23 protein-coding genes are annotated in these 25,239 nt (G+C 66.3%); 11 read left to right on the top strand and 12 right to left on the bottom strand.

Annotated elements, in window-relative coordinates:
* Window positions 1-160 precede the first annotated feature (160 nt).
* Genes BES08_RS22240 through BES08_RS22205 form a run of 8 tightly spaced genes read left to right on the top strand, consistent with a single transcriptional unit; the run spans window position 161 to window position 7,072 of the window.
* Window positions 161-1,051, top strand: coding sequence for an isocitrate lyase/PEP mutase family protein (locus BES08_RS22240; protein WP_051586934.1), 891 nt, complete (start codon window positions 161-163; stop codon window positions 1,049-1,051).
* A complete protein-coding gene (locus BES08_RS22235; RefSeq protein ID WP_036526991.1) occupies window positions 1,048-1,743 on the top strand; it encodes an isochorismatase family protein in 696 nt (231 codons plus the stop codon). The genes BES08_RS22240 and BES08_RS22235 overlap by 4 nt, the downstream gene beginning before the upstream one ends.
* On the top strand, window positions 1,740-2,114 hold the full coding sequence (locus tag BES08_RS22230) for a hypothetical protein (protein ID WP_069709461.1): 375 nt from the start codon (window positions 1,740-1,742) through the stop codon (window positions 2,112-2,114). The genes BES08_RS22235 and BES08_RS22230 overlap by 4 nt, the downstream gene beginning before the upstream one ends.
* The gene (locus tag BES08_RS22225) at window positions 2,114-2,932 is read left to right on the top strand and encodes an alpha/beta fold hydrolase (RefSeq protein WP_036526993.1); all 819 of its coding nucleotides are present in this window, start codon (window positions 2,114-2,116) and stop codon (window positions 2,930-2,932) included. Before BES08_RS22230 ends, BES08_RS22225 begins: the two co-directional genes overlap by 1 nt.
* Window positions 2,929-3,603 (top strand): SDR family oxidoreductase, encoded by a 675-nt coding sequence (locus tag BES08_RS22220; protein ID WP_051586935.1) that lies wholly within the window; start codon window positions 2,929-2,931, stop codon window positions 3,601-3,603. Before BES08_RS22225 ends, BES08_RS22220 begins: the two co-directional genes overlap by 4 nt.
* A 20-nt stretch (window positions 3,604-3,623) precedes the next feature.
* Window positions 3,624-4,304: a DUF3108 domain-containing protein gene (locus BES08_RS22215; RefSeq protein ID WP_036526996.1), complete on the top strand. Its 681-nt coding sequence runs from the start codon at window positions 3,624-3,626 to the stop codon at window positions 4,302-4,304.
* Complete coding sequence (locus BES08_RS22210) at window positions 4,304-5,506, top strand: class I SAM-dependent methyltransferase (RefSeq protein ID WP_036526997.1); 1,203 nt, start codon at window positions 4,304-4,306, stop codon at window positions 5,504-5,506. The genes BES08_RS22215 and BES08_RS22210 overlap by 1 nt, the downstream gene beginning before the upstream one ends.
* Before the next feature lie 21 nt (window positions 5,507-5,527).
* Complete coding sequence (locus BES08_RS22205; protein WP_036526998.1) at window positions 5,528-7,072, top strand: FAD-binding oxidoreductase; 1,545 nt, start codon at window positions 5,528-5,530, stop codon at window positions 7,070-7,072.
* A gap of 91 nt (window positions 7,073-7,163) precedes the next feature.
* Here BES08_RS22205 and BES08_RS22200 read toward each other — a convergent pair whose 3' ends face one another.
* Together BES08_RS22200 and BES08_RS22195 are read right to left on the bottom strand one after the other, a co-directional pair.
* Complete coding sequence (locus BES08_RS22200; RefSeq protein ID WP_069709460.1) at window positions 7,164-8,399, bottom strand: cytochrome P450; 1,236 nt, start codon at window positions 8,397-8,399, stop codon at window positions 7,164-7,166.
* An 18-nt stretch (window positions 8,400-8,417) separates the two neighbouring features.
* Window positions 8,418-10,574, bottom strand: a complete 2,157-nt coding sequence (locus tag BES08_RS22195; protein WP_083274792.1) for a TonB-dependent receptor — start codon at window positions 10,572-10,574, stop codon at window positions 8,418-8,420.
* A 227-nt stretch (window positions 10,575-10,801) separates the two neighbouring features.
* On the opposite strand from BES08_RS22195, the gene BES08_RS22190 reads away from it, so the two are divergent.
* Window positions 10,802-11,560, top strand: coding sequence for an SDR family NAD(P)-dependent oxidoreductase (locus BES08_RS22190; protein WP_036527002.1), 759 nt, complete (start codon window positions 10,802-10,804; stop codon window positions 11,558-11,560).
* An 81-nt stretch (window positions 11,561-11,641) separates the two neighbouring features.
* Here the strand turns inward: BES08_RS22190 and BES08_RS22185 are convergent, their stop codons facing one another.
* On the bottom strand, window positions 11,642-13,069 hold the full coding sequence (locus BES08_RS22185; RefSeq protein ID WP_069709458.1) for an MFS transporter: 1,428 nt from the start codon (window positions 13,067-13,069) through the stop codon (window positions 11,642-11,644).
* Between the two features lie 130 nt (window positions 13,070-13,199).
* Complete coding sequence (locus BES08_RS22180) at window positions 13,200-14,138, bottom strand: hydroxymethylglutaryl-CoA lyase (RefSeq protein WP_036527148.1); 939 nt, start codon at window positions 14,136-14,138, stop codon at window positions 13,200-13,202.
* 108 nt (window positions 14,139-14,246) lie between these two features.
* Here BES08_RS22180 and BES08_RS22175 point away from each other — a divergent pair, with 108 nt between their 5' ends.
* A complete protein-coding gene (locus tag BES08_RS22175) occupies window positions 14,247-14,669 on the top strand; it encodes an AraC family ligand binding domain-containing protein (protein ID WP_051586936.1) in 423 nt (140 codons plus the stop codon).
* Window positions 14,670-14,683: 14 nt separating this feature from the next.
* Here the strand turns inward: BES08_RS22175 and BES08_RS22170 are convergent, their stop codons facing one another.
* Window positions 14,684-16,762 carry an ATP-binding protein gene (locus BES08_RS22170; protein ID WP_051586937.1) on the bottom strand — a complete coding sequence of 693 codons (2,079 nt, stop codon included), beginning with the start codon at window positions 16,760-16,762 and terminating at the stop codon, window positions 14,684-14,686.
* 213 nt (window positions 16,763-16,975) lie between these two features.
* Here BES08_RS22170 and acpA point away from each other — a divergent pair, with 213 nt between their 5' ends.
* A complete protein-coding gene (acpA, locus tag BES08_RS22165) occupies window positions 16,976-18,622 on the top strand; it encodes an acid phosphatase (protein ID WP_036527003.1) in 1,647 nt (548 codons plus the stop codon).
* Window positions 18,623-18,658: 36 nt separating this feature from the next.
* Here acpA and BES08_RS22160 read toward each other — a convergent pair whose 3' ends face one another.
* The 7 genes from BES08_RS22160 to BES08_RS22130 form a co-directional block, all read right to left on the bottom strand.
* Complete coding sequence (locus BES08_RS22160; protein WP_051586938.1) at window positions 18,659-19,807, bottom strand: class I SAM-dependent methyltransferase; 1,149 nt, start codon at window positions 19,805-19,807, stop codon at window positions 18,659-18,661.
* Complete coding sequence (locus BES08_RS22155; protein WP_036527005.1) at window positions 19,804-20,136, bottom strand: hypothetical protein; 333 nt, start codon at window positions 20,134-20,136, stop codon at window positions 19,804-19,806. The genes BES08_RS22160 and BES08_RS22155 overlap by 4 nt, the downstream gene beginning before the upstream one ends.
* Window positions 20,137-20,159: 23 nt before the next feature.
* Window positions 20,160-21,527 (bottom strand): MFS transporter, encoded by a 1,368-nt coding sequence (locus tag BES08_RS22150; RefSeq protein WP_162177398.1) that lies wholly within the window; start codon window positions 21,525-21,527, stop codon window positions 20,160-20,162.
* 40 nt (window positions 21,528-21,567) lie between these two features.
* Window positions 21,568-22,140, bottom strand: a complete 573-nt coding sequence (locus BES08_RS22145) for a cupin domain-containing protein (RefSeq protein ID WP_036527008.1) — start codon at window positions 22,138-22,140, stop codon at window positions 21,568-21,570.
* Window positions 22,141-22,154: 14 nt separating this feature from the next.
* Window positions 22,155-23,012, bottom strand: a complete 858-nt coding sequence (locus BES08_RS22140) for a phytanoyl-CoA dioxygenase family protein (RefSeq protein WP_036527010.1) — start codon at window positions 23,010-23,012, stop codon at window positions 22,155-22,157.
* Between the two features lie 13 nt (window positions 23,013-23,025).
* Entirely contained in the window at window positions 23,026-24,108 is a 1,083-nt protein-coding gene (locus BES08_RS22135) for a DUF3089 domain-containing protein (RefSeq protein ID WP_155986307.1), read from the bottom strand.
* A gap of 137 nt (window positions 24,109-24,245) precedes the next feature.
* Entirely contained in the window at window positions 24,246-25,172 is a 927-nt protein-coding gene (locus BES08_RS22130; RefSeq protein WP_051586940.1) for a LysR family transcriptional regulator, read from the bottom strand.
* Between the last annotated feature and the right edge of the window lie 67 nt (window positions 25,173-25,239).

The raw sequence follows: 25,239 nt of genomic DNA, 5'->3' as shown, positions 1-25,239 counted from the left end.
GGGATGCGCTCGTCTGGCGTCATCCGGGCAGACTAGGCCGGCACGCGCACAGGCCAGCCCCGATGCGCCGCTTTACCCGCCAGCCGAACAAACTCCGCCTGCCGGATAGCGCCCGCGCGCCGCCTCCCGCGTGGCCACGGCAGCGATAGTCTCCGGCCTCATGACCAGACACGAATTCAAGCTGCGCCTATCTTCACCAAACGGGGCAGACAAGCGCGCCGTCCTGCTGCCGGGCGTCGCCAATCCGCTGGCCGCCCGCGTGGCGCAGGATCTTGGCTACGAGGCGCTTTACGTCACCGGCGCGGGCGTGGCGAATACCGAGCTGGGCCTGCCCGACATCGGCATCCTCGGCCTGTCCGACATGGCGCAGGCGGTGGAGCGGATCGCCGCCGTAGTGGACCTGCCGCTGGTGGTCGATGCCGACACCGGATACGGCAATTCGGTCAGCTGCTATCACGCGGTGCGCCGCCTCGAGGCGGCCGGCGCGGCGGTGATCCAGATCGAGGATCAGGTCTTCCCCAAGCGCTGCGGCCACTTCGAGGGCAAGGACGTGGCCCCCGCCGCCGAGATGATCGGCAAGATCAAGGCGGCGGTGGACGCCCGGCGCGACGAGAACACGCTGATCATGGCCCGCACCGACGCCAAGGCGGTGGAAGGCTACGAAGCCGCCATCGAGCGCGCCAGCCGCTATGCTGAGGCGGGCGCCGACATCCTCTTCGTCGAGGCGCTGACCACCGAAACCGAACTGCGCGACGCGCCCGGCCGCAATCCCGGCCTGCCGCACCTCGTCAACGTGGTCCACGGCGGCAAGACCCCGCCCTTCCCCGCAAGCGAGTTCGAGGCGATGGGCTACGGCCTCGTCCTCTACGCCAATGCCGCGCTGCAGGCTTCGGTGCTGGCGATGCAGCAGGTGCTGGGCGCACTGAGGGACGACGGTTCGCTGCAGAACGTGGGCGATCGCCTCGCCGACTTCGTCCAGCGCCAGAAAGTTGTGCGCACCGCAGAGTGGGACGCGATGCGCCTTCACTACGAAGGCGACGTGAAGCCATGACAAGCCCCCCGGATCGACCATGGACCGGAATCGTCTCCGAGGAGGAGGAGCGCCGCTACCGCGCCGCCGGTTTCGGTCGCCCGGGCGGTCTCGGCAAGCGCCCGGCGCTGCTCATCATCGACGTGCAGTACCGCACCATCGGCACGCGCGAGGCGCCGTTCTGGGACTCCATCGAGGAATTCAAGACCAGCTGCGGCGATGCCGGGTGGGAGGCGGTGCGCCACATCGCCCCGCTGCTGGCGAAGTTCCGCACACTCGCCCTGCCGGTGCTCTACCCCCATGTCGCGCCCAAGGAGGCGTTCGATCAGGGGCGCCTTGCCGCCAAAGTCCCCGAACTGATGACCATCGGCGCCGAGGGCTATCGCTTCGTCGAGGACGTCGCGCCGCTCCCCGGCGACGTGCTGCTGCCCAAGAAGCACCCTAGCGCCTTCTTCGGCACCCCGCTCGCCAGCTACCTGATCGACCTGGGCTGCGACAGCGTGGTCGTCACAGGTTGCACCACCAGCGGCTGCGTGCGCGGCAGCGTGGTGGACGCCTTCGCCTACAACTTCCGCGTCACCGTGCCCGAGGAATGCGTTTACGACCGCAGCCCCACGGCCCACGCGGTGAACCTGTTCGACATGGCCTACAAGTACGCGGACGTGGAACCGCTGGCGCAGGTGCTGGCAGCGCTGGACGGATTGAACGCATGAGCGACACGCCTGAACTCCCCCGCCCCGAACTGGCCCGTACCGTGCGCGGCAAGCGTCCCGAGTTCTTCGCGACCGAGGGCGTCGACGAAGTGCTCTCGATGGTGCTGGTGCTCGCGCAGGAACTGCACGTCGTGCGCGAAAGGCTCGACACCGCCGAGCGGGTGATGAGCCGCCACGGGATCGACCTCGCCGCCGAGATCGAGGCGCTCCAGCCCGACGATGCCCTGCTGCGGACGCGCGAGCAGGCGCTTCAGGACTTCTACGGCAGGCTCTTCCAATTCTCGCGCCAGCGGCGCAGCGAACTCGAACACAAGTACAGCGACCGGACCTACCGCGAGACGCTCGAAAAGGTCGCGACAGGAGACATTTGATGCAGCATAATTGGCCCCGCCGTCATTACGCCGACGGTCCGTTCGGGCAGGTCCATTTCCAGGAGACGGGTGAAGGCCCCGCGCTGCTGATGTTCCATCAGGCGCCGATGACCTCGGGCCAGTTCGACAACGTCTACGCCCCGCTTGCGGCACGCGGGTATCGCGCGATCGGCATCGACATGCCCGGCTTCGGCATGTCCGACCCGACGCCGGACACTCCGACTGTCACCGATTATGCGCAGGTCATCCCCGCCGTGCTGGGCGCGCTGGGGATCGAGCGCGCGGCCCTGCTCGGCCACCATACCGGCGCGCTGGCGGCAACCGAGGGCGCACTGCTGTTCCCCGACCGCATCGCCGCGCTGATCGTCAACGGCCCGCTTCTGGTCAGCGCCGCGGACCGCCAGAACTTCCTCGACAACCTGCATCAGTGGGAACTGGGCTACCACGCGCGCGAGCATGCCGGGCACATGGCGGAACTGTTCGACATTCGTAACAACCTTGCCAGCGGCACCATCCCGCACGCGCGCCTCAGCGACTACGTGGTGCAGGCGCTGATCGGGCGCGGCGCCTTCTGGTACGGCCACAACGCCGCCTATATGTACGATCAGGAACCGCAGCTGGCGCAAGTGAAACAGCCGACGCTGATCCTGTCGAACACCGGCGACATGATCTTCGACCACGCGCAGCGCGCATCCGAACTCTTCCCTCATTTCGGCTTCGCCGCGCTGGAGGGCGGCGGCGTCGATATCGTCGACCAGCAGCCCGAGGCATGGGCCGATGAAGTCGCGAAGTTCCTGCGCGGAGCGGGTTGGCAGTGATCCCGCGCCGGGTCCTGCTCGTCGGCGCGACGCAGGGCCTCGGCCTTGCGCTTGCGCAGCGATACCGCGCCGAAGGGTGGGACGTAGTGGCGACCACCGTGGTCCCCTCCCCGGCGCTGGAGGCGCTGGACGGCATCACCGTCCTGCCGCTCGACATCACCGACGAGGGGCAGGCGCTCGCCCTTCGCGACAGCCTAGCCGGGCAGCGGATCGACGTGCTGCACATCGTCGCGGGCATCCTGCCTCAGGGCGACGCGCCGATCTGGGAGCGCGCCGACGAGGAGGTCCTGCGCGTCCTCAAGACCAACGCCATCGGCAGCGTACGCCTCGCCACCCTGCTGGAACTGCTGGTGCCCGAAGGCGGCACATTCGCCTTCACCAGTTCGGGCATGGGCTCGATGGTGCGCAACACCCTGGCGGGCGCGGACCTCTACCGCGTCAGCAAGGCGGCGCTCAACATGCTGGTGCGCAGCTTCGCCGTTACCCACGGCGGGAAGCGCGCGGTCCTCATCATCTGCCCCGGCTGGGCGAAGACCGAGATGGGCGGCGCCGACGCCACCGTCGAAGTCGCCGACAGCGTGGACGGCATCTACCGCCTCGTCAGCACTGCCCACCCCTCGGCCGATGGCGCCCCGTTCCTCGAATACACCGGGGACACCGTTCCCTGGTGAGCTTTTCCAAAGGACCGACCATGACCTACCAGATTCCGAAGCATCTCTCCGGCCGTGTCGTCCACCTCAAGGAAAGCGACGAGGAATGGGGCCGCGAGGCCTTCACCATGTCGGTCTGGGACAAGGGCCGGCTGATGAACGCCACCATCGAGTTCGACGACCGCAAGGTCCTGCGCAACGCGACCTGGTCGGTGGACGGCGACTGGAACCCGATCGAGGCGCAGACCCGCGAATTCGTCGACGGCGACCTCAAGGCGCACTGCTGGTTCCGCGTCGACGGCACCGCGGTGGAGGCGGAAGTCTTCTCGCAGGAGGCCGGGCGGTTCTCGCAGCGGCTGGAGACGGGCAAGCGGATCGACTACCTGGGCATGCACACGATCCTTGCCGACGTGCTGGTTGCCGCAGCCTGCGGCACCGCCGATCCGGGCGTCGAGAAGCCGGTGACCTGCGTGACCAACTCGATCTCCGAATGGGGCATGGGCAATTACCGCGCGCACTGCGTGACGCCGCTGGTCACTTACGTCGGCCGCGAGGAGATCACCGTGCGCGCAGGCAGCTTCGAGGCCGAGCACTTCAAGGTGCGCTGGAGCGAATTCGTGCCCGAATACGCCGACTTCTGGGTGACCCCGGGCGATTACCTGCCGCTGCGTCTGAAAGGCTCGTTCGGGCCGGTGCGCTATGAATTGGCAGGACTGGACTGATGCTCAACGTTTTCCAGCAGGGCGACCACCCGGTCCTCCCGCGCGCCAGCCACGACGAGGCGAGCCGCCAGAACTTCGCCAAGGGCCTGCGCGGCTTCATCCAGCGCGAGGTCCTGCCCGGCCTGACCCCGCTGTTCGCCAAGACGGCGGCGGAATCGCAGTCGCTCGGCGTCGATCTCGCCAGCCGTCACGACGTGCGAAAAGCGATGAAGAAGGAGCCGTTCTTCCAGTCCTACGCCGCGCTCAACCGGACGGCGCAGGAGCTGCTGTGGCTCTCGGTGGTGGACACCATCGAACGCGACTGGCCCCGCCTCGCCGCCGAGGTGAAGGCACGCGAGGGACAGGGCGGCGAACTGCGCATTCCCGAAGCGTTCGACGTGCCCCGCTACGTCACCGCGCTAGACATCCACTGCATGCCGGGCGGCTATGCCTCCCGCCATGATGCCGAGCAATTCGCGGCTGGCGCCCTCTACGAACGCGGCGTCTACCTCTACGGCATGGGCTACGGCGGGCCGTTCAACGACGGCAAGGGCCGATCGGTGGTGAACTATATCCGCCGCACCATGCCCGATTTCGCGCCGACACGCGTGCTCGACATGGGCTGCACGGTCGGCCACTCGACCCTGCCCTACAAGGAGTTCTTCCCCGAGGCGGAAGTCTGGGGCATCGACGTCGCCGAGCCGCTGGTGCGCTATGCCCACGCCCGCTCGGTGGCGCTGGGCGAGACGGTGAACTTCGCGCAGATGAACGCGGAGAAGACCGAGTTCGAGGACGCCTCCTTCGACCTCGTCGTCAGCCATATCCTGCTGCACGAGACCAGCGGCAAGGCGATGCCCAGGATCTTCGACGAGTGCTTCCGCCTGCTGCGTCCCGGCGGCCTGATGATCCACTGCGACCTGCCGCCGTTCGACCTGATGGACCCGTTCACCCAGTTCATCCTCGACAACGAGACCTACTACAACAACGAGCCGTTCTGGGGCGCCATGCGCGAGATGGACCAGGTGGGGCTGGCCAAGAACGCGGGCTTCGATCCGGAAACGATCCGCTTCGACACCGCGCCGATGGTCATCCGTGAATACGCCGGGGCCGACGCGAAGGGTTACGATGCCGCCAAGGCCGACGAACTGGCCGACCGCGAATTCAAGGCGGGCGAATATGCCCCCGGCGGCGGCTGGGAAGTGCTGATCGCACGCAAGCCCTGAAACGTACGAGAGAAGACGCCCATGACCCTGCCCGACGCCCTTGCCCTTTCCCCGTCGCGCCTGCCTGACGGCGAGGCGGCGTTCTTCGGTTCCGACGTCTATCGCCGCCACGCAACCCCGGCGGGCGTGTTCCGCCCGACCAGCGTGGAGGACTTGCGCGCGATCGTGCTCGCGGCGGCGGAGGCGGGCCTTGCCATCCACACGCGGGGCGGCGGCGTCTCCTATACCGACGCGCATTTGCCCAGGCGCGCGGACAGTGTGGTCATCGACAGCTCCGGCCTCGACCGCATCGTCTCGCTCAACGAAACCGACATGACCGTCACCGTCGAGCCCGGCATCAGCTGGAAGGCGCTCGACGATGCGCTGGCGCCGCGCGGTCTCAAGGTGCCTTTTGTCGGCACCTTCAGCGGGCTTGCCGCCAGCGTCGGCGGCACCATGAGCCAGAACGCCAACGGCCATGGTTCCAACGCCAACGGCATTTCGGCGGACAGCGTCGTGGCGCTCGAAGTGCTGCTGCCGGACGGGACGTTCGTGCGCACGGGCACGACCGGATCGCAGGCGAGCCGGGGCCGCTTTCGCAACTACGGCCCGGACCTTGCCGGGCTGTTCCTCGGCGATTCCGGGGCGCTGGGGATCAAGACCGCGATCACCCTCAAGCTATTGCGCCGCAAGCCCGCGCACGAGACCGCGTCCTTCACCTTCCCCGACTTCGCCGCGCTGCACGGCTGCATGTCCGCCATCGCCGGCATGAAGATCGAGGAGAAGTCCTTCGGCCTCGACCTCGCGCTGTCGCAAGGGCAGATCGCCAAGCAGGACACCGGCACGATGCTCTCGGTGGCCAGGGGCGTGTGGCAGTCCTCGCCCAGCGCGCTGGCGGGCGCGCGCAGTCTGCTGCGCATGGCGGCAGCGGGACGGCGGGTGCTGGCCTCCGCGCCTTACGCCGCGCACTACATCGCCGACGGCTACTCCGCCATCGAGGCGCGCGCCAAGATCGATGCTATCCGCAAGGTCGCGCTCGGCTTCGGGCGCGAGATCGCCAACTCGGTGCCGACGGTCGTGCGCGCCATGCCGTTCCAGCCGCTGCACAACATGCTCGGCCCCGCAGGCGAGCGCTGGGTGCCGCTGCACGGCCTGCTGCCGCACTCGCGCGTCGCGGCGTTCCATGCCGCCTTCACGTCCTACGTCGACGGCAAGCGCGCGGAGATGGATCGCAAAGGCGCCTATATCGGGGCGATGTTCTCGTCGATCGGGGCGGGGACGTTCCTTTACGAACCGGCACTGTACTGGAAGGACGCACTGACGCCCTATCACGAACGGATGATGGAGCCGGGTTACCTTGCCGGGCTGCCCCGCTATGCCGAAAACCCCGACGGTGCCGCGCTCGTCGAGGAAATCCGCACCGAGATCATCGGTCTGATGCATGCCCACGGAGCGGGCCATTTCCAGGTGGGCAAGCTCTATCCCTACACGCGCGAGCGTGACGAGGGCGCGTTGACGCTGCTGCGTGCGGTGAAGGCGCAGGTCGATCCAAAGGGCCTGCTCAACCCGGGTGCGCTGGGGATTTGACCCCTGCCTCGTCATTGCGAGCGAAGCAATCCAAGGCAGTATAACGCCGCCCTGGATTGCTTCGCTTCGCTCGCAATGACGAGGGATGCGGCTATTTCCTGCTGATCCGCACCGGCAGCTCATCCAGCCCTCGGAAGGTGAAGCTGTTGATCCACGGCCGCTCGGCGGAGAGGATCGCCACGTCGTAGCTGCCGAAAAGCTCAGTAAAGAACTCCGCCAGTTCCATCTTCGCCAGCAGGTGACCGAGGCAGAAGTGCATGCCCGGCCCGAACGCCATCGAGCGGTTGTTGTCGCGGTCCGGGTCGATCTCGTCAGGCCGCTGCCACATGCGGGGGTCGCGGTTGGCCGATATGTTCATGCCGTAGACGAAGTCGCCCTTGCGGATCGTGTGACCATGCCACTCGAAATCCTCGCGCGCGATGCGCAGCATGCCCTTGGCCATGCCGATGTAGCGCAGCAGCTCGTCCACCACTTTCGCCGCATCGGCCGGCCCGGAGAACAGGCGCGCCTGCAGCGCGGGCCGCTCGTGCAGTTCCAGCATGCCCAGCGTCAGCATGTGCATCGTCGTCTCGAACCCGGCGATGATCGTGGCGTGGCAGGCGCCCAGCAGCTCGTCGTCGGAAAGCTGGTCGTTGGCATCGCGCGCCTGGACGAACTGGCTGAGCAGGTCTTCCTTCGGGCTCTCGCGCCGCTCGGCGATCAGCTTGAGCAGTTCGACGTTCATGTCGGCGAGGGTCTGGTGATAGAGGTCCACCATCTCGCGCGTCAGCACGGCCGCGCCGGTGGCCTGCTGGATCGCGCCCGCCCAGTCGGCGAACTGGTCGCGCAAGTGGTCCGGAATGCCGAACATCGCGGTGATCACGCGCGCCGGCAGTTCACGCGCGACGGCGTGCACGTAGTCCACCTCTCGCCCGTTGACTTCACGCAGGATGTCCTCGCTGATCTTGCGCGAGGCGGGGCGCAGGGCATCCACCACCTTGCGCGAGAAGGCGTTCGCCATCAGCCGCCGCAGCCGCGAGTGGACGGGCTGGTCGACGTTGGAGATCCACTTCTCCTCGAAATGCGCGACGAGCGGATACTCGGCGCGCACATCGGCCACCAGCGTGGAAAGAAACGGCACAATGCGCGAGGCGGACAGGCGCTGGTCGCGGAACGTCGCCATGACATCTTCGTAGCGGGTGACGATCCACGCCTGCTGCTTCTCGCTCCAGAACACCGGGTCCTGATCCTGGAGCGCACGCAGCGGGCTCCAGGGATCTTCGAGGAAGGCCGGGGAGCCGAAGTCGACATCCTGCACCGGTTCTGCGATTCCGGTCTCTCCGGCCATATCCGTCACTCCTTCAGGTCACATCTTGTAGCGGAAGCCGACGCGCCACACGCGCGGCTCCAGCGGGATCTTGTAGCCGAACAGGCCGGGCACGAACTCGGCCGAGGCGAACCAGTCCTTCGAATTGAACAGGTTGCTCGCCTGCGCGTAGAACTGGATATGGTCACCCGGCAGCTTGTACGTCACCGAGGCGTTGGCGCGCCCGATCGCCGGGTTTTCCGAAGCCTGCGAAAGCGAGACGAGCGAGTTGTACGACGTTCGGTAGCTGTAATCCGCCGCCAGCGTCACCGTGCTGTCGCCGATCGGAAGGTCGGCGGTGCCGCCCACCTGATACTGCCAGCGCGAGATCAGCGGCAGATGCTCCGCCCCTGCCTGCGCCGCCTGCGAACCCGGGTCCAGCTCCTGATATTTGTCGTAAGTATAGGTGAGGTTGCCGAAGAAGCTTATGCCCTGAACGGGTCGCAGCGTGGTTTCCAGTTCGATGCCCTGCACCTTCGCCTTCGCCGCGTTCTGGGTCAGGTAGCTGCCCGCGACATTGCCCAGCGCCAGCGTCTGCAGGTCGGTAAGGCTCTCATGGTAGGCGGCGAGGTTGAGCTGGAGCGCGCGGTCGAGCAGGTCGACCTTGGCACCGATCTCGTAGGACCATGCGAACTCCGGCGCATAGGGCCTTCCGAAGCCGGCCGGTTCGCCCGAGTTGAGGGAGTTGAACCCGGCCGCGCGATAACCGCGCGCAGCGGTGGCATAGACCATGCCGGTGTCCGACCACTTCCATTGCAGGTTGAACTTGGGCGTCCAGACATTCGCCTTGATGCCATAGTTCAGGACGTAGATCGTGCCTGCGGAATCAGGCGTCGTGCCGAAGAACGACTTGATGTCATGGGTATAGCGAATGCCCGCCGAAGCCGTCAGCCCGGGAATGATCTCGTAATCGGCCTGACCGTAACCGGCATAGCTCCTGGACTTCGTCTCGATGCTGGAGGGAGGAAGCGGGAAGCCGGTGAAGATGTCGTTGGTGTCCTGCCTTGCATGCTCGCGGAAGTAGAAGAAGCCCGCGATCACATGGAGGCGATCGTCGGCGCTGTTGGCAAGGACCTGCAGTTCCTGCGTAAACTGGTTCTGCTTGCCGAGACTGTCGCGATAGAATCCCGGGATCGGATCGGCATTACTGCCCGGCGCGACGTAGCCGCCCGCGAAGTCGAGCGCCCAGTGTTCATCGAGATGCTGATAAGCGGTGATCGAACGCACCGTGATGGTGTCGGTGAGATCATAGCCGAAGCGGCCGGAGAACGAATACTGCTCATTATTGCCGATCGCCGGCAGAGGCGTGCGCGTCTGATAGAAGCCCAGCGCGGGATTGTAGGGCGGCGTATCGTTGATCGGCAGGAAGTGCTGTCCGTCGCTGGTGCTCTTGGCATAGCGTGCCGTGACGACCGCCTCGACCCGGTCCACGTTGGTCAGGCCGAGCGCCACCTGGCCGCCATAGCGTCGGAACTTGGTGACGTCCTCCCGGGTGAAGACGTTGTACTGCCAGCCCTTGTCACGGTTGTCGTAGAAGCCCGAGGCCGCAAGCGCGAGGTTCCCGGTGAGCGCCGCGCCGACGCTGGCCTTGGCCTTCACTTCATCGAAGCGGGCGTAGCTGATGTCGAAGTTGGCCCAGTTATCGCCGTTGGGCTGCCGGGTGACCAGCTTCATAGCGCCGGTCATCGAGTTGCGGCCGTAGAGCGTACCCTGCGGCCCGCGCAGCACTTCGACCCGCTCGATATCCGCCAGGTCATAGTCGGCTGCCGAGAGGCGGGACTGGTAGACGTCGTCGATGTAGATCGCGACCGGGGATTCCGAAGTCACCGACCCACCGCTCTGCTCCAGCGCGCCGCGCATGGCGATCTGCAGCGTGCTGGGCGACGCCGTGCCCTGGCTCAGATAGAGACCCGGCGTGTTCGATGCGAGAGCGATCACGCTGTTGACCGCGCGGTCCTCCAGCATGGCGGAATTGAACGCGCTGACGGCGATCGGCGTGTCCTGCAGCGATTGTTCACGGCGCTGCGCGGTGACGACGATATCGTTCCCGCCAACGGCGTCGGAAGAGGCCTGCGGAGCCTCCTGCGCCATGGCGGGCACCGTAGAAAGAGTGGTGACGAGAGCAGTGCCGAAAAGGAAAGCGAACCGACTGGACATGACGATTTTCCCCGAACCTTTGTTGTCCGGTGAAGGTGCCTCACGTGCGATTTTGAACAATTTGAATCGAGTTTGTTGATCACCAGCCGATGATTTATCACTAGGCGGAGAGCCCCCAGAATCCGTGCTTGCCCGCGAACGACGAAGGTTAACCGCGAGACAGGCTCACGGCTGCGACTGAGCGGACGATGGGCCGAAAGCGCACTTTTTCGGGATATCAAGTCACGATGATTCAAGACAATTTTGCCGGACTGAACGTCGTGGTGACCGGTGGCGCAGGCGGTCTGGGCCAAGCCATAGTCTCGGCCTTCGCCGCACGCGGAGCCACCGTCATCAGCGCCGATCTCGCCGCCTCGGGCGACACCTCGACTGATGGCAAGATCATCGAGCGCACGCTCGACGTGACCAGCGAGGATTCCTGGATCGCTTTGATGGACTACATCGACCGCGAACTGGGCGGCATCGACGTGCTCGTCAACAACGCCGGCATCTACCGCCCCAACATCGCGTTCGAGGACATGCCGCTGGAGATGTGGCAGAAGCACTTCGCGATCAATTCCGACGGCGTGTTCCTCGGCTGCAAGCACGCGATCCGGCGAATGAAGGTGAAGGGCAACGGCGGCGCCATCGTCAACATGGGTTCGGGCATGTCGATCACCGCCAACCCCACCGGCGCGGCCTATTGCGGCTCCAAGGCGGCGGTGCTGATGACCACGCGCACCGCGGCGCGCGCGGCGGGCCGCTACGGAGTGCGCGTCAACGCGGTGCTGCCGGGCGCAGTGCCCACCGAAATGCTCATGGGCAACAAGCTCGACGGCGAGAGCGACGGCGATTTCCTCGCCAAGATGGAAACTTACAGTCCTCTCGGCCGCCTCGCCACGCCGGAAGACATAGCGAACAGCGTGTTGTTCCTTGCCGATCCGGCCAACAAGGCGGTGTCGGGCGTGTTCATCCCGGTCGATGGCGGCAATATCCCGGGCGCCTGACCGGGACTTCCCATAGGGCATGGAAAAGCCCGCCTCGCACAGTGCGAGGCGGGCTTTTTTGTTTTTACCGCATTGACCCGATCAGCGTTCCAGACCAGGCGACGGCTCGAGCCGCGCGGCGTCCTGCCAGTTCTCCGGCCCGGTCGTGATCTCGGCCGGGTCGAGACGGTATCGGGAGAACACCAGCAGGCTCAGGAACTGCGTGACCACCGGCACCGCCGAATAGAGCAGGATCACGCCGAGCACCGCGTGCTGGCGCTGCTGCACCACGCCGTGCGTGGATGACACGAAGCCGAAGCCGCTCATGATGATGCCTGCCACAAGCGGGCCGAGCGCGAAGGCCAGCTTCTCCGCCGCGCTGAAGATGCCCGAGAATACGCCTTCGTTGGCCGATCCGTGACGGCGACGATGGAGGTCCACGGTGTCCGTCAGCATCGAGAACGAGAGCAGCAGGAAGCCGGTGTTGACCACGCCGATGAACACGCCGCGCGCCAGCACCAGCAGACCTTCGCGCGTAAGATCGCCGATCAGCGGCAGCGATACCACGACCGGGCTTTCCGGCTCGACGAAGAACCACGTCACGGTGACCAGCATCCACAGCACCGAGCCCACGACGTAGACCTTCTCCTTGCCGAAGCGGCGCGAGAGATAGAGGAACGTCGGCTGGCTCAACAGGCTGCCGCAGGCCATCGCGATCACGAAGGTCGGGATGATGTGCACCAGGTTCAGCGCATAGACGTAGTAGAACCCGATGACGGTATAGCTGGACGCCATGCCGATGCCCTGGATGAACGTCGTCGCCAGCAGCACCATGAACGGCTTGTTCGACGCCACCGAGCCAAGCTGGTCAAGCAGCTTGCCGGGCGCCTGCGCGCTCTTGAGCAGCGGAACTCCGCGCAGCCCGATCGCGGGCACCAGCATCGACACGATGCAGACCACGGCGAACGAGTAGGCCATGACGTGCCAGCCGTGCGCGCCGCCGCCGAGTGCGAAGACCAGCGGCTGCGCCACGCCGACGCCGATCACCACGCCGCCGATCGTCGCGGCCATGCGGAAGGTCAGGATGCGCGTGCGCTCGTGCGCGTCGTTCGACAGTTCGGAGGCGACCGCGAGGTACGGCACGGAGAAGATGCTGAACGCGGTCGAGGCAACCAGGAACAGCACGCAGACCGCTCCGGCCGCGACATAAGGGCTGGGATACTCGACGATCGTGAAGAGACTGGCGAAGCCGATGCTCGTCAGGATCGCGCCGACGGTCAGGAACCGGGTTCGTCCCCAGGTCTCCTTCTTGCGATCGGAAAAGACGCCCACCAGCGGGTCGCAGACGATCACCCACAGCTTCGGGATCAGGATGACGAAGCCCGACAGCCAGGGCGGGATGCCCAGGATGGTGGTCATGAAGATCGGCAGCAGGACGGCCGGCGTGTCGCGGAAGATCTGCGCGCCGAGCTGACCGGCGCCGTAGGCGATGGCCGTGCGGGTCGGAACCCGGTTCGAGTCATGTGTCATGACGATGTCGCTAGCGTCCTTGAGGGAGAGAGGAGGACCAAGAACAGGACGCTAGCTTACACGTGGGTATCGATGGAAGGGCGAGATCGCCTTGTCCGCACAGCGAGAACCATGCGGCGGCTTTCGAACCTTACGCGGCCTCCCGCTGCGTGGCCGGGGTGAAGCCCAAGGGCAGGCCCGCATCGGTGACGAAGCCATAGAGCGGCTCGCCCGGCAGTGCGTCGGCTACGATCGAACGGACCTTGAAGAGACTGTCGAGGTCGATGCCGGTGTCGATGCCCATCGCCTCGAGCATGAAGGCCAGATCCTCGGTAACGATATTGCCGCTCGCGCCCGGCGCGAAGGGACAGCCGCCCAGGCCGCCAAGCGAAGCATCGATCGTGTCGAGCCCGCATTCCAGTGCCGCCAGCACGTTGGCAAGGCCGAGGCCGCGGGTGTTGTGAAGGTGGATGCCGGTCAGCGCCTTGTCACCGACAACGCCGCGCACCAGCTTGACGAGATGGCGCACGGCCGAAGGATCGGCATAGCCGGTGGTGTCGGAGAGGCCGACTTCGTCGCAGCCGGCTTCCATCAGCCGCTCCGCCAGCCGCGCGATCTGCGCGTCGGGAACGGTGCCCTCCAGCGTACAGCCGAACACGGTGGACAGGCTGCCCTCGAAGTGCGGGCGGTCGCCCTCGGGCAGTTCGCGGATCATCGCGGCGATGCGGGCGGCTTCCTCGATCACCTGGTCGTGCGTGCGGCGCAGGTTCTTGAGCGAGTGCGTTTCCGAGACCGACAGCGGCAGGGTCAGCTTGTGCGCCCCGGCGGCGATCGCATCGGCCGCGCCGCGCGCATTAGGCACCAGAACCGCCACGGTCAGGCCGGGCAGCGTGCGCGCAAATGCGACGATCTCGGCAGTGTCCGCCAGTTGCGGCAGGAGCTTGGCGGGAACGAAGCTGCCCACCTCGATTTCGCGCATGCCGGTGGCGGCCTCTGCGGCGATCCACGCCTTCTTGGCCTCGGTCGGCATCACTGCCTTGACGTTCTGGAGGCCGTCGCGGGGGCCAACTTCGCTGATCAGAACCGACACGTCGCGCACGCTCTTTCATTGCCTATATTGTTATATCTATATACCATTTGTTCACAGCCTGTCCACCGGCGTTTTCATCGCCCGGGCTGATCACTCGGGAGACGCGAAATGACCAGGACCGCCGTGTGCATCTATGCCGAAGCCGATGGCGGATCGCGCCTCGTCAATCTCGCGATTCCGCTGACCCGCAAGGTCATCGCCGAGGATGGAACCGCGCATTGGGAAGGCATCGCCCCGGCCTCGATCTGGGGTATCGCAAGCGGCGATCCCAATCACGCCACTGACTGGCACCCCTGCGGCATGGCCGGTCTTTCGATCACACTGGAGGGCGAGTGGGAGATCGAGGCGACCGACGGGACGCGGCGCCGCCTTGGCCCCGGCGACGTGCTGGTGATGCTCGACACCACCGGCACCGGCCACCGTTCATGGCCCGGCGGGGAAAGCCGCTGCCTGACGATGGGCGTCGGTTTCGGCGAGGGCGTGGAGGACCAGATGCGCGCACTGCTGGCCGAGACCCTCGCCGCCCGCTGAGACCTGCGAACCGCTCAGTTTTCTACCAAGTCCCGCACCCGCGCGGCCAGTGTCTCGACGACGAAGGGCTTCGTGAGCACCTGCATTCCCGGCTCGAGGTGCCCGTTGCCGATCACCGAGTTCTCGGCGTATCCGGTGATGAACAGCACTTTCAGGTCCGGCCGCACCTGCCGTCCCGCATCGGCCATCTGGCGTCCGTTCATCCCACCCGGCAAGCCGACATCGCTGACCAGCAGGTCGATCCGCACGTCGGACTGCAGGACCCGCAGCCCCGAGGCGCTGTCTGCCGCCTCGATCACCGTGTAGCCGAGGTCCTCAAGAATGTCGGTGATCAGCATGCGCACGCTCGGCTCGTCATCGACAACGAGCACGGTCTCGCCCGAACCGGCGCCCGAAACCTTCACCTCTACGCCCTGCGAAGCATCCTCGCCGGCGTCTCCATAGTGGCGCGGCAGGTAGATGCAAACCGTGGTGCCCTGCCCCACCTCCGAGTAGATCCGCACTTGCCCGCCGGACTGCTTGGCAAAGCCGTAGATCATCGACAGGCCGAGTCCGGTTCCCTGCCCGATCGGCTTGGTGGTGAAGAACGGGTCGAAGGCCTTGACGATGACGTCGGGCGTCATGCCGGTGCCCGTATCGGTGACGCACAGCGACAGATACTGCCCTTCCGGAACGTCATGGGTCCGCGCGCCGGCACGGTCGAGCCACTTGTTCGCAGTCTCGATCGTGATCCGCCCACCTTCCGGCATGGCGTCGCGCGCATTGATGCACAAATTGAGCAGCGCGTTTTCCAGCTGGCTCGCATCCACCAGCGTCGGCCAGAGCCCGGCCGCGCCCACGGTCTCCACCCGGATCGCCGGGCCGACGGTGCGCTGGATGAGATCGGTCATGCCGTTCACCAGCATGTTGACGTTGGTGGGGCGCGGATCGAGCGTCTGCCGCCGCGAGAACGCCAGCAGGCGATGGGTGAGCGCGGCCGCCCGCCGCGTCGCGCCCTGTGCGGCGACGAGGTATTTGTCGACGTCGGCTATGCGCCCTTGCTTGAGCCGCGTGCCGACCATCTCGATGGCGCCGGAGATGCCCGCCAGCAGGTTGTTGAAGTCGTGAGCAAGGCCGCCGGTCAACTGGCCGACCGCCTCCATCTTCTGCGCCTGGCGCAGTTGCTCCTCGGCCTTCATCAGTTCCTCGGTGCGCTCGGCCACGCGCTGTTCCAGCGTCTCGTTGAGGGCCCGCAAGGCGGCAGCGGCGCGGTCGCGCTCCTGCTCGATCGCGCGGCGCTGTTCGATGTCGAGCAGCACGCCGGGGAAGCTCAGGGGTGTGCCATCAGGCCCATGCTCGACGCTGCCATTGGCCTCGATCCAGTAGTAGCGCCCGTCCGCGCGCATGACGCGGTACTGATGCGCATAGGACCCTCCGCGCCGGATCGCTTCCTGCATAGCGGCCGCCAGTCCGGCCTGGTCGTCAGGGTGTACGGTCGCGACGATCTGGTTGAGCGACAGTCCTTCCCGTCCCAGGCTGGGGTCGAGGCCGAAGGATTGCGCGAAAGCCTCGTCCACCGTGAAGCGATCCTGCGGAATGTCCCAGAACCAGGTTCCGATTATCGCGCCCGCAGACAGCGCCAGTTGCACCCGCTTGATGTTCTCGCGCGCCAGCGCCTCGCTGGCGCGCAAGGCATCCTGCGCCCGGCGGCGCGCTTCGATGTCGCGGAACAGCACGGAAACCTGCCTGCGGCTCGCAGGCTCGACGCGGGCCGCGGAAACCTCGATATGTCGCCCCGCGGCGAGGAAGTAGCGCTCGAACCGGATCGGCTCACCGGTCCGCAGCACAATGCCGTAGAGGTCCGCCCAGCCCTCGGCGTCGTCGGGTTCGAGTTCGCGCAGCGTCATGCCCACGACGTTGGAGATGCCCGACTGCCGCTCGTATCCCGAGTTCGCCTCGACATGGACATAGTCGCTGAGCGGGCCGTGCGGACCATCGAAGAATTCGATGATGCAAAACCCGTCCTCGAGCGCTTCGAACAGGGCGCGCAGTCGCTCCTCGCTGCGTTTCAGCGCAGTGATATGCTCGGCATCGAAATCGGCGGGCTGTGTCATGCGGGCGGTTGATCATCCTATTGGCAGCCCGTCCCTTGGCATGGCAGGGCTGCGACAAAAGCGCATCGCACACCTTCACGTTCCCGGCAATTTTGCGATTGCGCCAAAATCTGCCGGGACCGGCGACGCAGTTGCATTTGCGGGATTTGCGATTGACGAAACCCCCGGCCTCACCCCAGACGACAGGAAAAAGCCGCAACGCTAAGGACATCCATGACCAAGCCCGAAGCCCCCAGTCCGGGTTCGCTCACCCCCGATCGCCGCCAGTTCCTGGAAGGACTGGCCGCCCTCGGCGCCGCTGCCACTGCGGGTGCGCCGGCCGTCGAGGCTCGCACTGCGAAGGCCGCTGCGCGCTCCCCGGTCAGCGATGCGCGGCTGCGTGAGGCGATCGATACGGTCGTGGTGATCTATGCGGAGAACCGCAGCTTCAACAACCTCTTCGCAGACTTCCCCGGCCTGCAGCAACCGCTGTCGAAAGTCCCGGCCGACCGCTCCATCCAGCGCGACCGCGACGGCAAGCCGTTCGAGACCCTGCCGAAGATCTGGGAGGGCCTTGTCCCCGACCGGCAGGTGGTCGAGCATACCGAGTACCTGATCGGCCCCGATGACCTTGCGCCCCTGCCCAACGCGCCTTTCGCGCTGAAGACCAAGGAAGGCGATCCGCTGCCTCACGGCGTCGTGACCCGCGACCTTGTCCATGCCTTCTACCAGAACCAGTGGCAGATCAACGGCGGGCGCAACGACGGCTTCGTCGCCTGGGGAGACAGCGGCGCGCTCGTCATGGGCCACTACGCCGACACCCGCGCCCAGCTTCGCCTGTGGCAGGTCGCGCGTGAATTCACCTTGTGCGACAACTTCTTCATGGGTGCATTCGGCGGCTCGTTCCTGAACCACCAGTACCTGATCGCCGCGCAGCCCCCGTTTTACCCCGATGCGGACAAGAGCCCCGCCGCGCGGCGTATCGCAAAGGTCGAGGGCGACGATCCCAAAGGCACCCGCCTCAAGCTGGAGCCGAAGACCGCGCCAAGCGCGATGGACGGCCCCGCCAGCTTCGTGACCAGCACCCTCTCGCCTGACTTCTGGGCGGTGAACACGATGCTGCCGCCTTATACGCCCACGTACCTGCCCGATCCCGACAAGCCCGGTTACGCGGACTGGACGAACGGGCAGACGCTGGTGCCTCAGGATCACCGGACCATCGGCGACATGCTCTCCGCGCGCGACATCGGCTGGGCCTGGTATGCTGGTGGGTGGAATTCAGCGCTCGGCAAGGACGCTTCGTTCCCCGCCCGGCCCAACCTGCAGCCGCATCACCAGCCGTTCAACTATTATTCCCGCTTCGCCCCCGGCACGAAAGACCGCGAGGAGCACCTGCGCGACGCGGGCGAAGGCAGCACCGCACGCACCAACCGCTTCCTCGCCGATGCGGAGGCGGGGCGCCTTCCTCCCGTCAGCTTCTACAAGCCGCAGGGCAACCTCAACATGCACGCGGGCTATTCCGACATCGATGCGGGCGACCGTCATATCGCCGCAGTCATCGACGCCCTGCGCGCCAGCCCGCAGTGGGAGCGTATGATGATCGTCGTCACTTTCGACGAGAACGGCGGCTGGTGGGACCACGTCGCCCCGCCCAAGGGCGACCGCTGGGGACCGGGCACCCGTATCCCGGCCATCGTCATCTCGCCGCGTGCCCGCAAGGACTTTGTGGATCACACGATCTACGACACCGGATCGATCGCCCGCTTCCTCACCCGTCGCTTCGGGCTCGCCAAGCTGCCGGGTCTGGCGATGCGCGAAGAGGCGATGCGCGCGGCAGGCGGCGTCGCTCCGGGAGACCTGACCGGAGCGCTCGATCTCTGATCGGAGCGCCGGTCAGGCCCCGGTTCAGGCCCTGCTTCAGGCCACTCCGGAAGCGACGAACCACGAACGGAACACGCCTTCGCTCTCCGGCCCGTACCGGAACGGACCGCTGCGCGCCGCCGGGCTGGTCGCCTGATAGCCGGTCTCTACCGAGGAGAACCCGGCCGCCTCGAACAGCGAGCGATAGTCCGCGCTGAGCGCACCGCGCCAGTTCGGCTCGTTGTTGTACTGCGCTTCCAGTTCGCCTGACAGTTCGACCCAGGCATCGGAATTGTCGTGCAGCAGCGGCACCTCGAGGTGGACCGCGACGCCGCCCGGACGCAGCAGGCGGCGACTTTCGGCGATGATCGCCATCGTCGCGGCCTGCGAGGTCTCGTGGAACATCACACAGCTGAACACGAGGTCGAAGCTGCCGTCGGCAAAGTCGGTCTTCTCCGCGCTTTGCTGCGAGAAGTGCACGCCTGCGCCCAGGTGCTCGGCGCGGGCATGGGCGTAGCGCAGCATCGATGCGCCGACATCGATGCCGTGGACTTCCGCATCCGGGAAGCAGGTCGCGGCAGGCACGGTGCTGGTGCCGATGCCGCAGCCCATGTCGAGGATGCGCGCCGGATTCAGGTCCGGGAAGCGGGTGAGGACGTGCGCCATCGCGGTCTGCCCGCGCAGGTCGTTGAGCATGCCGCCGTTGCGGCCGAGCATGTAGACCGCACCACCGCGATCCATCATCGCGCCCTGCAGGATCGAGCCGTCGTCATGGGCATTGCCGCCCGGCATCAGGTGGATGTCGCCCCGCCGGATATAGTCGGGCACGGCGAAATCCGGATCGGTGCGCACCGAACCCAGCGGTGCCTCGATCGCGGCGAGGTCTTCGAGGTCGCCCGCCTGCCGCTCGACGCTGGCGGCAACGCTGGACCACAGCTGGCGCTGCGATTCCCGCTTGAGCGAGAGCCAGGTCGAGAAGCTCTCGTGCTGCCCCATGCGTTCGCGCAAGGCGGCGGCGGTGTTGTTGGCACCGGCGCTGGCCTTCTGCTCGGCGGCGGCGATGCGGGCCTGCACCGGCTCGATCCGGGTCATGACGTAGAGCTTGAGATCGCGCACGAACAGCTGCTCGGCCAGTTCGTCATGGCTCGGCACCGCGATCAGCGGGTGGTCGAGCTGGGCACGGCGTTCGGACATCTGTTCGCTCACGGCAGGGTCTCCTCGGCAGGGGCGTTCATTGCGGTCAGTTCCGCCTCGGCGGCTTCGCGCAAGGGGCGGAAGACCTTGTCGAGCGTGGCCTTGCGCAGACCTTCACGCTGCGCGGCGGCCTCCGCATCGGGCTCGAAGGCATCGACAGCGCCCGCGGGCAACGTGCCCGAGACGGCCAGAAGCCGCTCGGCGGCGTCGAGGCGGGCGCGCAGCACGGTCACTTCCGAAGTCAGGCCGACGATCATCGCCAGCAGTTGCTCGTCCATCGGTCGGCTGCCGTCGATGGCGTCGAGCCGGTTGGGCGTGCGGGGCAGGGATTTACGCGTCATGACTCGGGGAAGCTCTTGTTGCGTCAGTTGGACTGTACTCCGACTGGCTGCAACGTCGAGGCGGGCGGCTCAACCGCATCCTCGGCTGTCTCCGGCAGGCGATAACGCAGCATGATGATGCTGGCGATCACGGCGGCGAGCGCGGGCACCAGCGAGACGGTGACCATGATGCCGGTTTTGACGCTCGCGGGCTGCTCCTCCGCCCCGGCGCTGGTGGAGGAGACGAAGCCGGTCCAGCTCATGATCGTGCTGAACAGGAAGATGCCGAAGGCCGACGTGCCCTTCTCCACCATGACGAAAACGCCCGCGAGCATGCCTGCGCGGTTCTCGCCCTGGATGCGGCGGGAATAGTCCATGGTGTCGGTCAGCACGGTGTAGAGGCCGAGGAACACCCCGCCGCTCGCCGTGCCGGACAAGGCGCAGGCGATGTAGATGAGTGGAAAGGGCGAACCCGCCGGGATCAGTGCCCAGACGGTGTAGGCCACCGCGCACAGGCTGCCTGCGCTCACCAGCGCGTTGCGGCGCCCGAAACGGCTGGCCATGCGGACCCACAGCATCTGCGAGATCACCATCATCGCCGTCTGCACCGCGAAGATCGTGCCAAGCGCGGTGTCGGTGACGTGCAGGACGTGGCGGGTGTAGTAGGGGATCGCGGTGATGTGGACGGCAAGGCCGGAGAACAGCACCAGCTTGAAGCCCATCAGGCACAGGAACGGCTTGTTGGACCACAGCGCCGCCCATGTCGCCGCGAACGATCCGGTGGGCTTCTTCTCCGCCTCTACCGGGTGGCGCTCCTTGAGCAGCAGGAACGCGGCGATCCCGCCGAGCGCGATGGCAATGCCCAGCACCAGCGCGACATGGCCGTGCCCCGCGCGGTCGCTCCCCAGCCGCGCCAGCAGGAACGGCGCCGCCGAGGTCGCCGCGAAGCTACCGAGCGACGAGCCATAGACGCTGAAGGTCATCAGCCGCGAACGGGCGTGGAAATCGTCCGTGATCGCGCGCCCGATCGCAAGGTAGGGGATGCGGAACATGGTGTAGGCGGTCGAGTAGAGCAGCAGCGTGAAGCCCACGTAGAGCCACATGTTGTCACCCTGCAGCCCGCCCGGCACATTGAAGAGCAGGATCATCGACAGGCCTGCCAGCAACCCACCGCCTAGCAGGTAGGGCCGGAACTGGCCGAAGCGCGTGCGGGTACGGTCGCCGATGTAGCCCATCAGCGGATCGGTCATCGCATCGTAGATCTTCGCCGCGACGGTCAGCATCCCGGCCAGCGCGATGGCGAGGCCGAGCGAGTCCGTCATGAACCGCAGGTGCAGCAGCCCTACGGCGCTCACCAGCGCGGCGGAAGTGAACGAGCCGATCGCCCATCCGATGTACGCGCTTTTCTTCATTCCGGCACCTCCGTGGATGGTCTTGACCTGCATGATGCCGTCACTGGTCGGTCCACACGCTGGTCATGTCCGAGCTGCCGACCTTGGGGCAGCCTTCCCTGGGCAGCTGGACCGCGACCATGAACGAGCCTTCCGGGCCGGACTTCGAGATGTGCCCCTCCCCCGTGCAATCCTCTGCATAAGCGAGGTCGCCGTGCTTCAGTTCGTACTCGGTTCCGTCGTGCAGACCGATGATCATGGAGCCGAACAGCGGGATCAGCAGGGTCGGGTTGTTGGCGACATGGAAGCCGAAGCCCGCATTGGGCTGCGAACCGCCAAGGGTCACGCGAAAGGCCGTGCGGCGCAGCAGCGTGGCGATTTCCTGCCCGCGCGGCTCCACCACGTCGAGCTGTTCGGCGCGGGTGAGGCCGTCCGGGCCGGAGTAGAGGTGGAACACCCGCTTGATCCACGGCATCGGATCGCCGGTGCCCTTGAATTCCATCGGGAAGCCCTGTCCCGGCAGCGGCTTGACCGCTGCGGGAGCCTCGGCCGCATCGGCGTAATGGGACAAGCCCATCATCGCCATCAACATGCCGCCACCGGCGAGGAAATCGCGCTTGCTGTGCGTCGTCATCGCGGGCGATCTCCTCAGGCGGCTTCGCGGCGAGCGGGGGCGAAAGCGCGCGGCTCGCTGTCGGGACGCTGCCAGATCAGCGGCAGGTTCTCGCTGGGGGCGGGGTGGACGCCCTCGGGCTGGGCGAGGACGTCGACGCCCGGCACCGGGGTCAGACCCTCGCGCGGGCACCAGTAGCTGTCGTCGCCGATCATGCGCATGGCAAGGCCGGTGCGCGCGAGGGTGTCGGAATCGTTGCCCTTGGAATAGTGCGGGATGTCGACGTGGAACAGCACCGCGTCGCCCGGCTCCAGATCCCAGGTGACGAAGCGGAACGGGAAGTCCGGATTGTCCCGCTCGGCCTGGAAGTCGGGGAAGCGGAAGGTGCCGTCACCCGCCGGGCCGAAGCGCGATCCGGTTTCGATGCAGAACTTGTGATAGCCCGCGACGAACTCGATCTGGCCGTTCTCCCTGTTCACCGGCGAAAGCGCGACCCACAGGTTCGGGATCATCGTGCCGGTGAAGGGCCAGAGGTGGTCGGCGTGCCACTGCATGATCGAGGGCGAGAGCGGCGGCTTGCGGAACAGGTGATCGTGGAACATCTGCACGTTGTCCGCGCCGATCACCCGGCCGACGATCTCGCCTGCGGGCGAGTTGAAGACGAAGTCGCGGAACGGGCCGGGCTTGCGCCACAAGTGCGCGACCGAGATCATCGCCCCGTGCGAGGGGCCGGTCTGGCCGTAAGCCTCGGGATCGCTCTCAACCGCGCGCGCCGCGTCCTGCATCTTCGCGATCCATTCGGCGTCGAACATCTGGCGCAGGCAGACCACGCCGTCACGGGCGTAATCGTCGATGTCCTGCTGCGTGACGGGATTGAGAGGTTCCTTGTTCATCGTCTTTCTCTTCTCAATTTGCGGAGGGCCGGGGTGTTGACGGCCGGGGATGGGCCGCAAGCCATGCGCGGGCGCGCAGGATCGCGTTCTGACGCACGTCCTCGTAGAAAAGGCCGAGGTCGTGATAATGCATGCTGTCTCCCGGCAGCGGCTTGAGGCCAAGCGCGGGATCGGGATCGACCACTAGCAGCCCGCGCTCGCACTTCGCGGAGACGGCGTGGGGAACGATGGCCTTGATGGCGCTCTCGTCAGGCGCGCCGGGAACGGCACCCTTCGCGGCATCGCGCAGGGCGGCGGGCTGCGAGCGATCGAAGGTCAGCGGATTGATGCACAGGATCGTCGGATCGGCGCCCTGCGGCAGCACCGTGCGGTTGTAGGCTTCCGCGAAGGACGCCGTTTTCGCAAGGTCGGCGCTCGGCAGGATCGAGCTCCAGTGCACCACGCAGCCGATGCTGTCGGGCTTGTCGCACATCTTCAGCTTCGAGCTCGGTCGATCATACTTCGACGCCGGGAAGGTGATGCCAACGTCATAGGCCGCCACCATGCGCGCGGCGAGCGGCTTGCCGTCGATCTCCTCGTCCAGCAGCCGCTCGAGATGCGCGGCGCCCTGGCTGTGGCCCACGAGGATGAAGGGGTGGCCCTTGTTGTAGTGGTCGAGGTAGTAGCGGAACGCGCGCTTCACGTCGCCATAAGCGAGCGCGAAGGCATCCTCGCGGATCTTGCCGCCTTCCTTCTGCGCGCCGCTGGTCGCCTGGCGATAGCGCGGGGCGAAGACACGGCAGCAGCCGTTGAACACCCCGCCCTGCCGCGCGATCACGCTGCCGTCGGTCCAAGCGTTGGTCGCCTTGTCCGGCACCGGCTGGTTGTAGCGATCCATCGAGCGATCGGTGGTCGGGTGGATGTAGAACACGTCGACCGGCAGGTTCTGCCGCGCCGTCGATCCGGGCGCGACCGCCGCGGCGGCGCCCTCGTTCCTGCCGTCAGCCGCCCAGCTGGATGCGCGGGCGTAGTCGGGGGCGGATGGTACTTGCGCCATGAGAGGCGCGGCTGAGGCAAGGCCGGTAATGGCCGTCAGGATTCGGAATAGAGGCTTCACGTCCGCTCGTTCTCTTGTCTGAAGAGGAGATGGAGCCGGGATTCGGAAGGCCTCGCCGATCCGTCACGACCCCTTCAACCTGATCGGACGAAAGCGGGTTGAAAAGCTTACAAATCTCGGCAGGCGATAGAGTTTCCTTATACTGTCGCGGTCAGGGCGCGATCGCTCCGGTACGACTGGCGCAGTTGCGACGCGAACCGCCGCACCGATGCGCTCTTGTAGCTGCCATGCACGCTGAGCAGGCCCAGGGCGGGCGCCTCTACCCGCGTGTCGGGTACGCGGCAAAGCGTCCCGGCCTCCAGCTCGGCCGCGACGAGGTCGTCCGGCAGCATGCCCAGCAACCCGCCGTCGAGCACGAGCGAGCGGATCAGGCTGATCGAACTGGAGCGAACCGCCGCCTTGGCAGGCGTCATGCCCAGATGCTGGAGCATGGCGAGCAGGCCCTTGGCCTCGTCCTGATCGGGCGCAAGATTGGGCACCGCGACTTGCGCCCAGTCATGCGGGGCGAGCGGCTGACCGGAAGCGATCTCGTCGAAAATGCGGTGATCGGGTCGCGCGAAGACCGAGTAGAACTGGCGGACCAAAAGATCGAAGTCGAACTCCTCGTCCTCCGGATCGACGTTTGCGTTGGCGCAAAAGGCGAGGTCGATCTCGCCCTGCCGCAGCCGCTCATGCAGTTCGGAACTGTAGCCCTCGACGATGCGCAGGGCGACGTCGGGGTCGGTCTCGCGGAACTTCGCGACGATGCGGGAGAACTGCGCATTCACCATCACCGGGTGCACACCCAGCTCGATGATCTGGGCGCGGCTGCTGCGCTCGACTTCGGCCAGCAGGCGGTTCTGCTCGCTGACGATCAGGCGGGCGCGCACGATCAGGCGTTCGCACGCCTCGGTCGGCTTGATGCCGCGCGGGCCGCGAATGAACAGCGAAAGGTTGAGGCTTTCCTCGAGCTGGCGGATGCTCCAGGTCAAGGCGGGCTGCGACATTCCGAACAATTTCGCGGCCTTGCGAAAGCTGCCGGACTCGTAGACCGCGATCATACGCTCGAGTTTGGCGATGTTCATTGCTGCCTCCTTCGTGGCGTGGAGGCGGACGATCGATCAAGCCTATAAAGAAGAGTAATAGATAATT

This window comes from Novosphingobium resinovorum, assembly GCF_001742225.1.
GTDB lineage: Bacteria > Pseudomonadota > Alphaproteobacteria > Sphingomonadales > Sphingomonadaceae > Novosphingobium > Novosphingobium resinovorum_A.
This window is presented reverse-complemented; position numbering and strand designations above follow the sequence as displayed.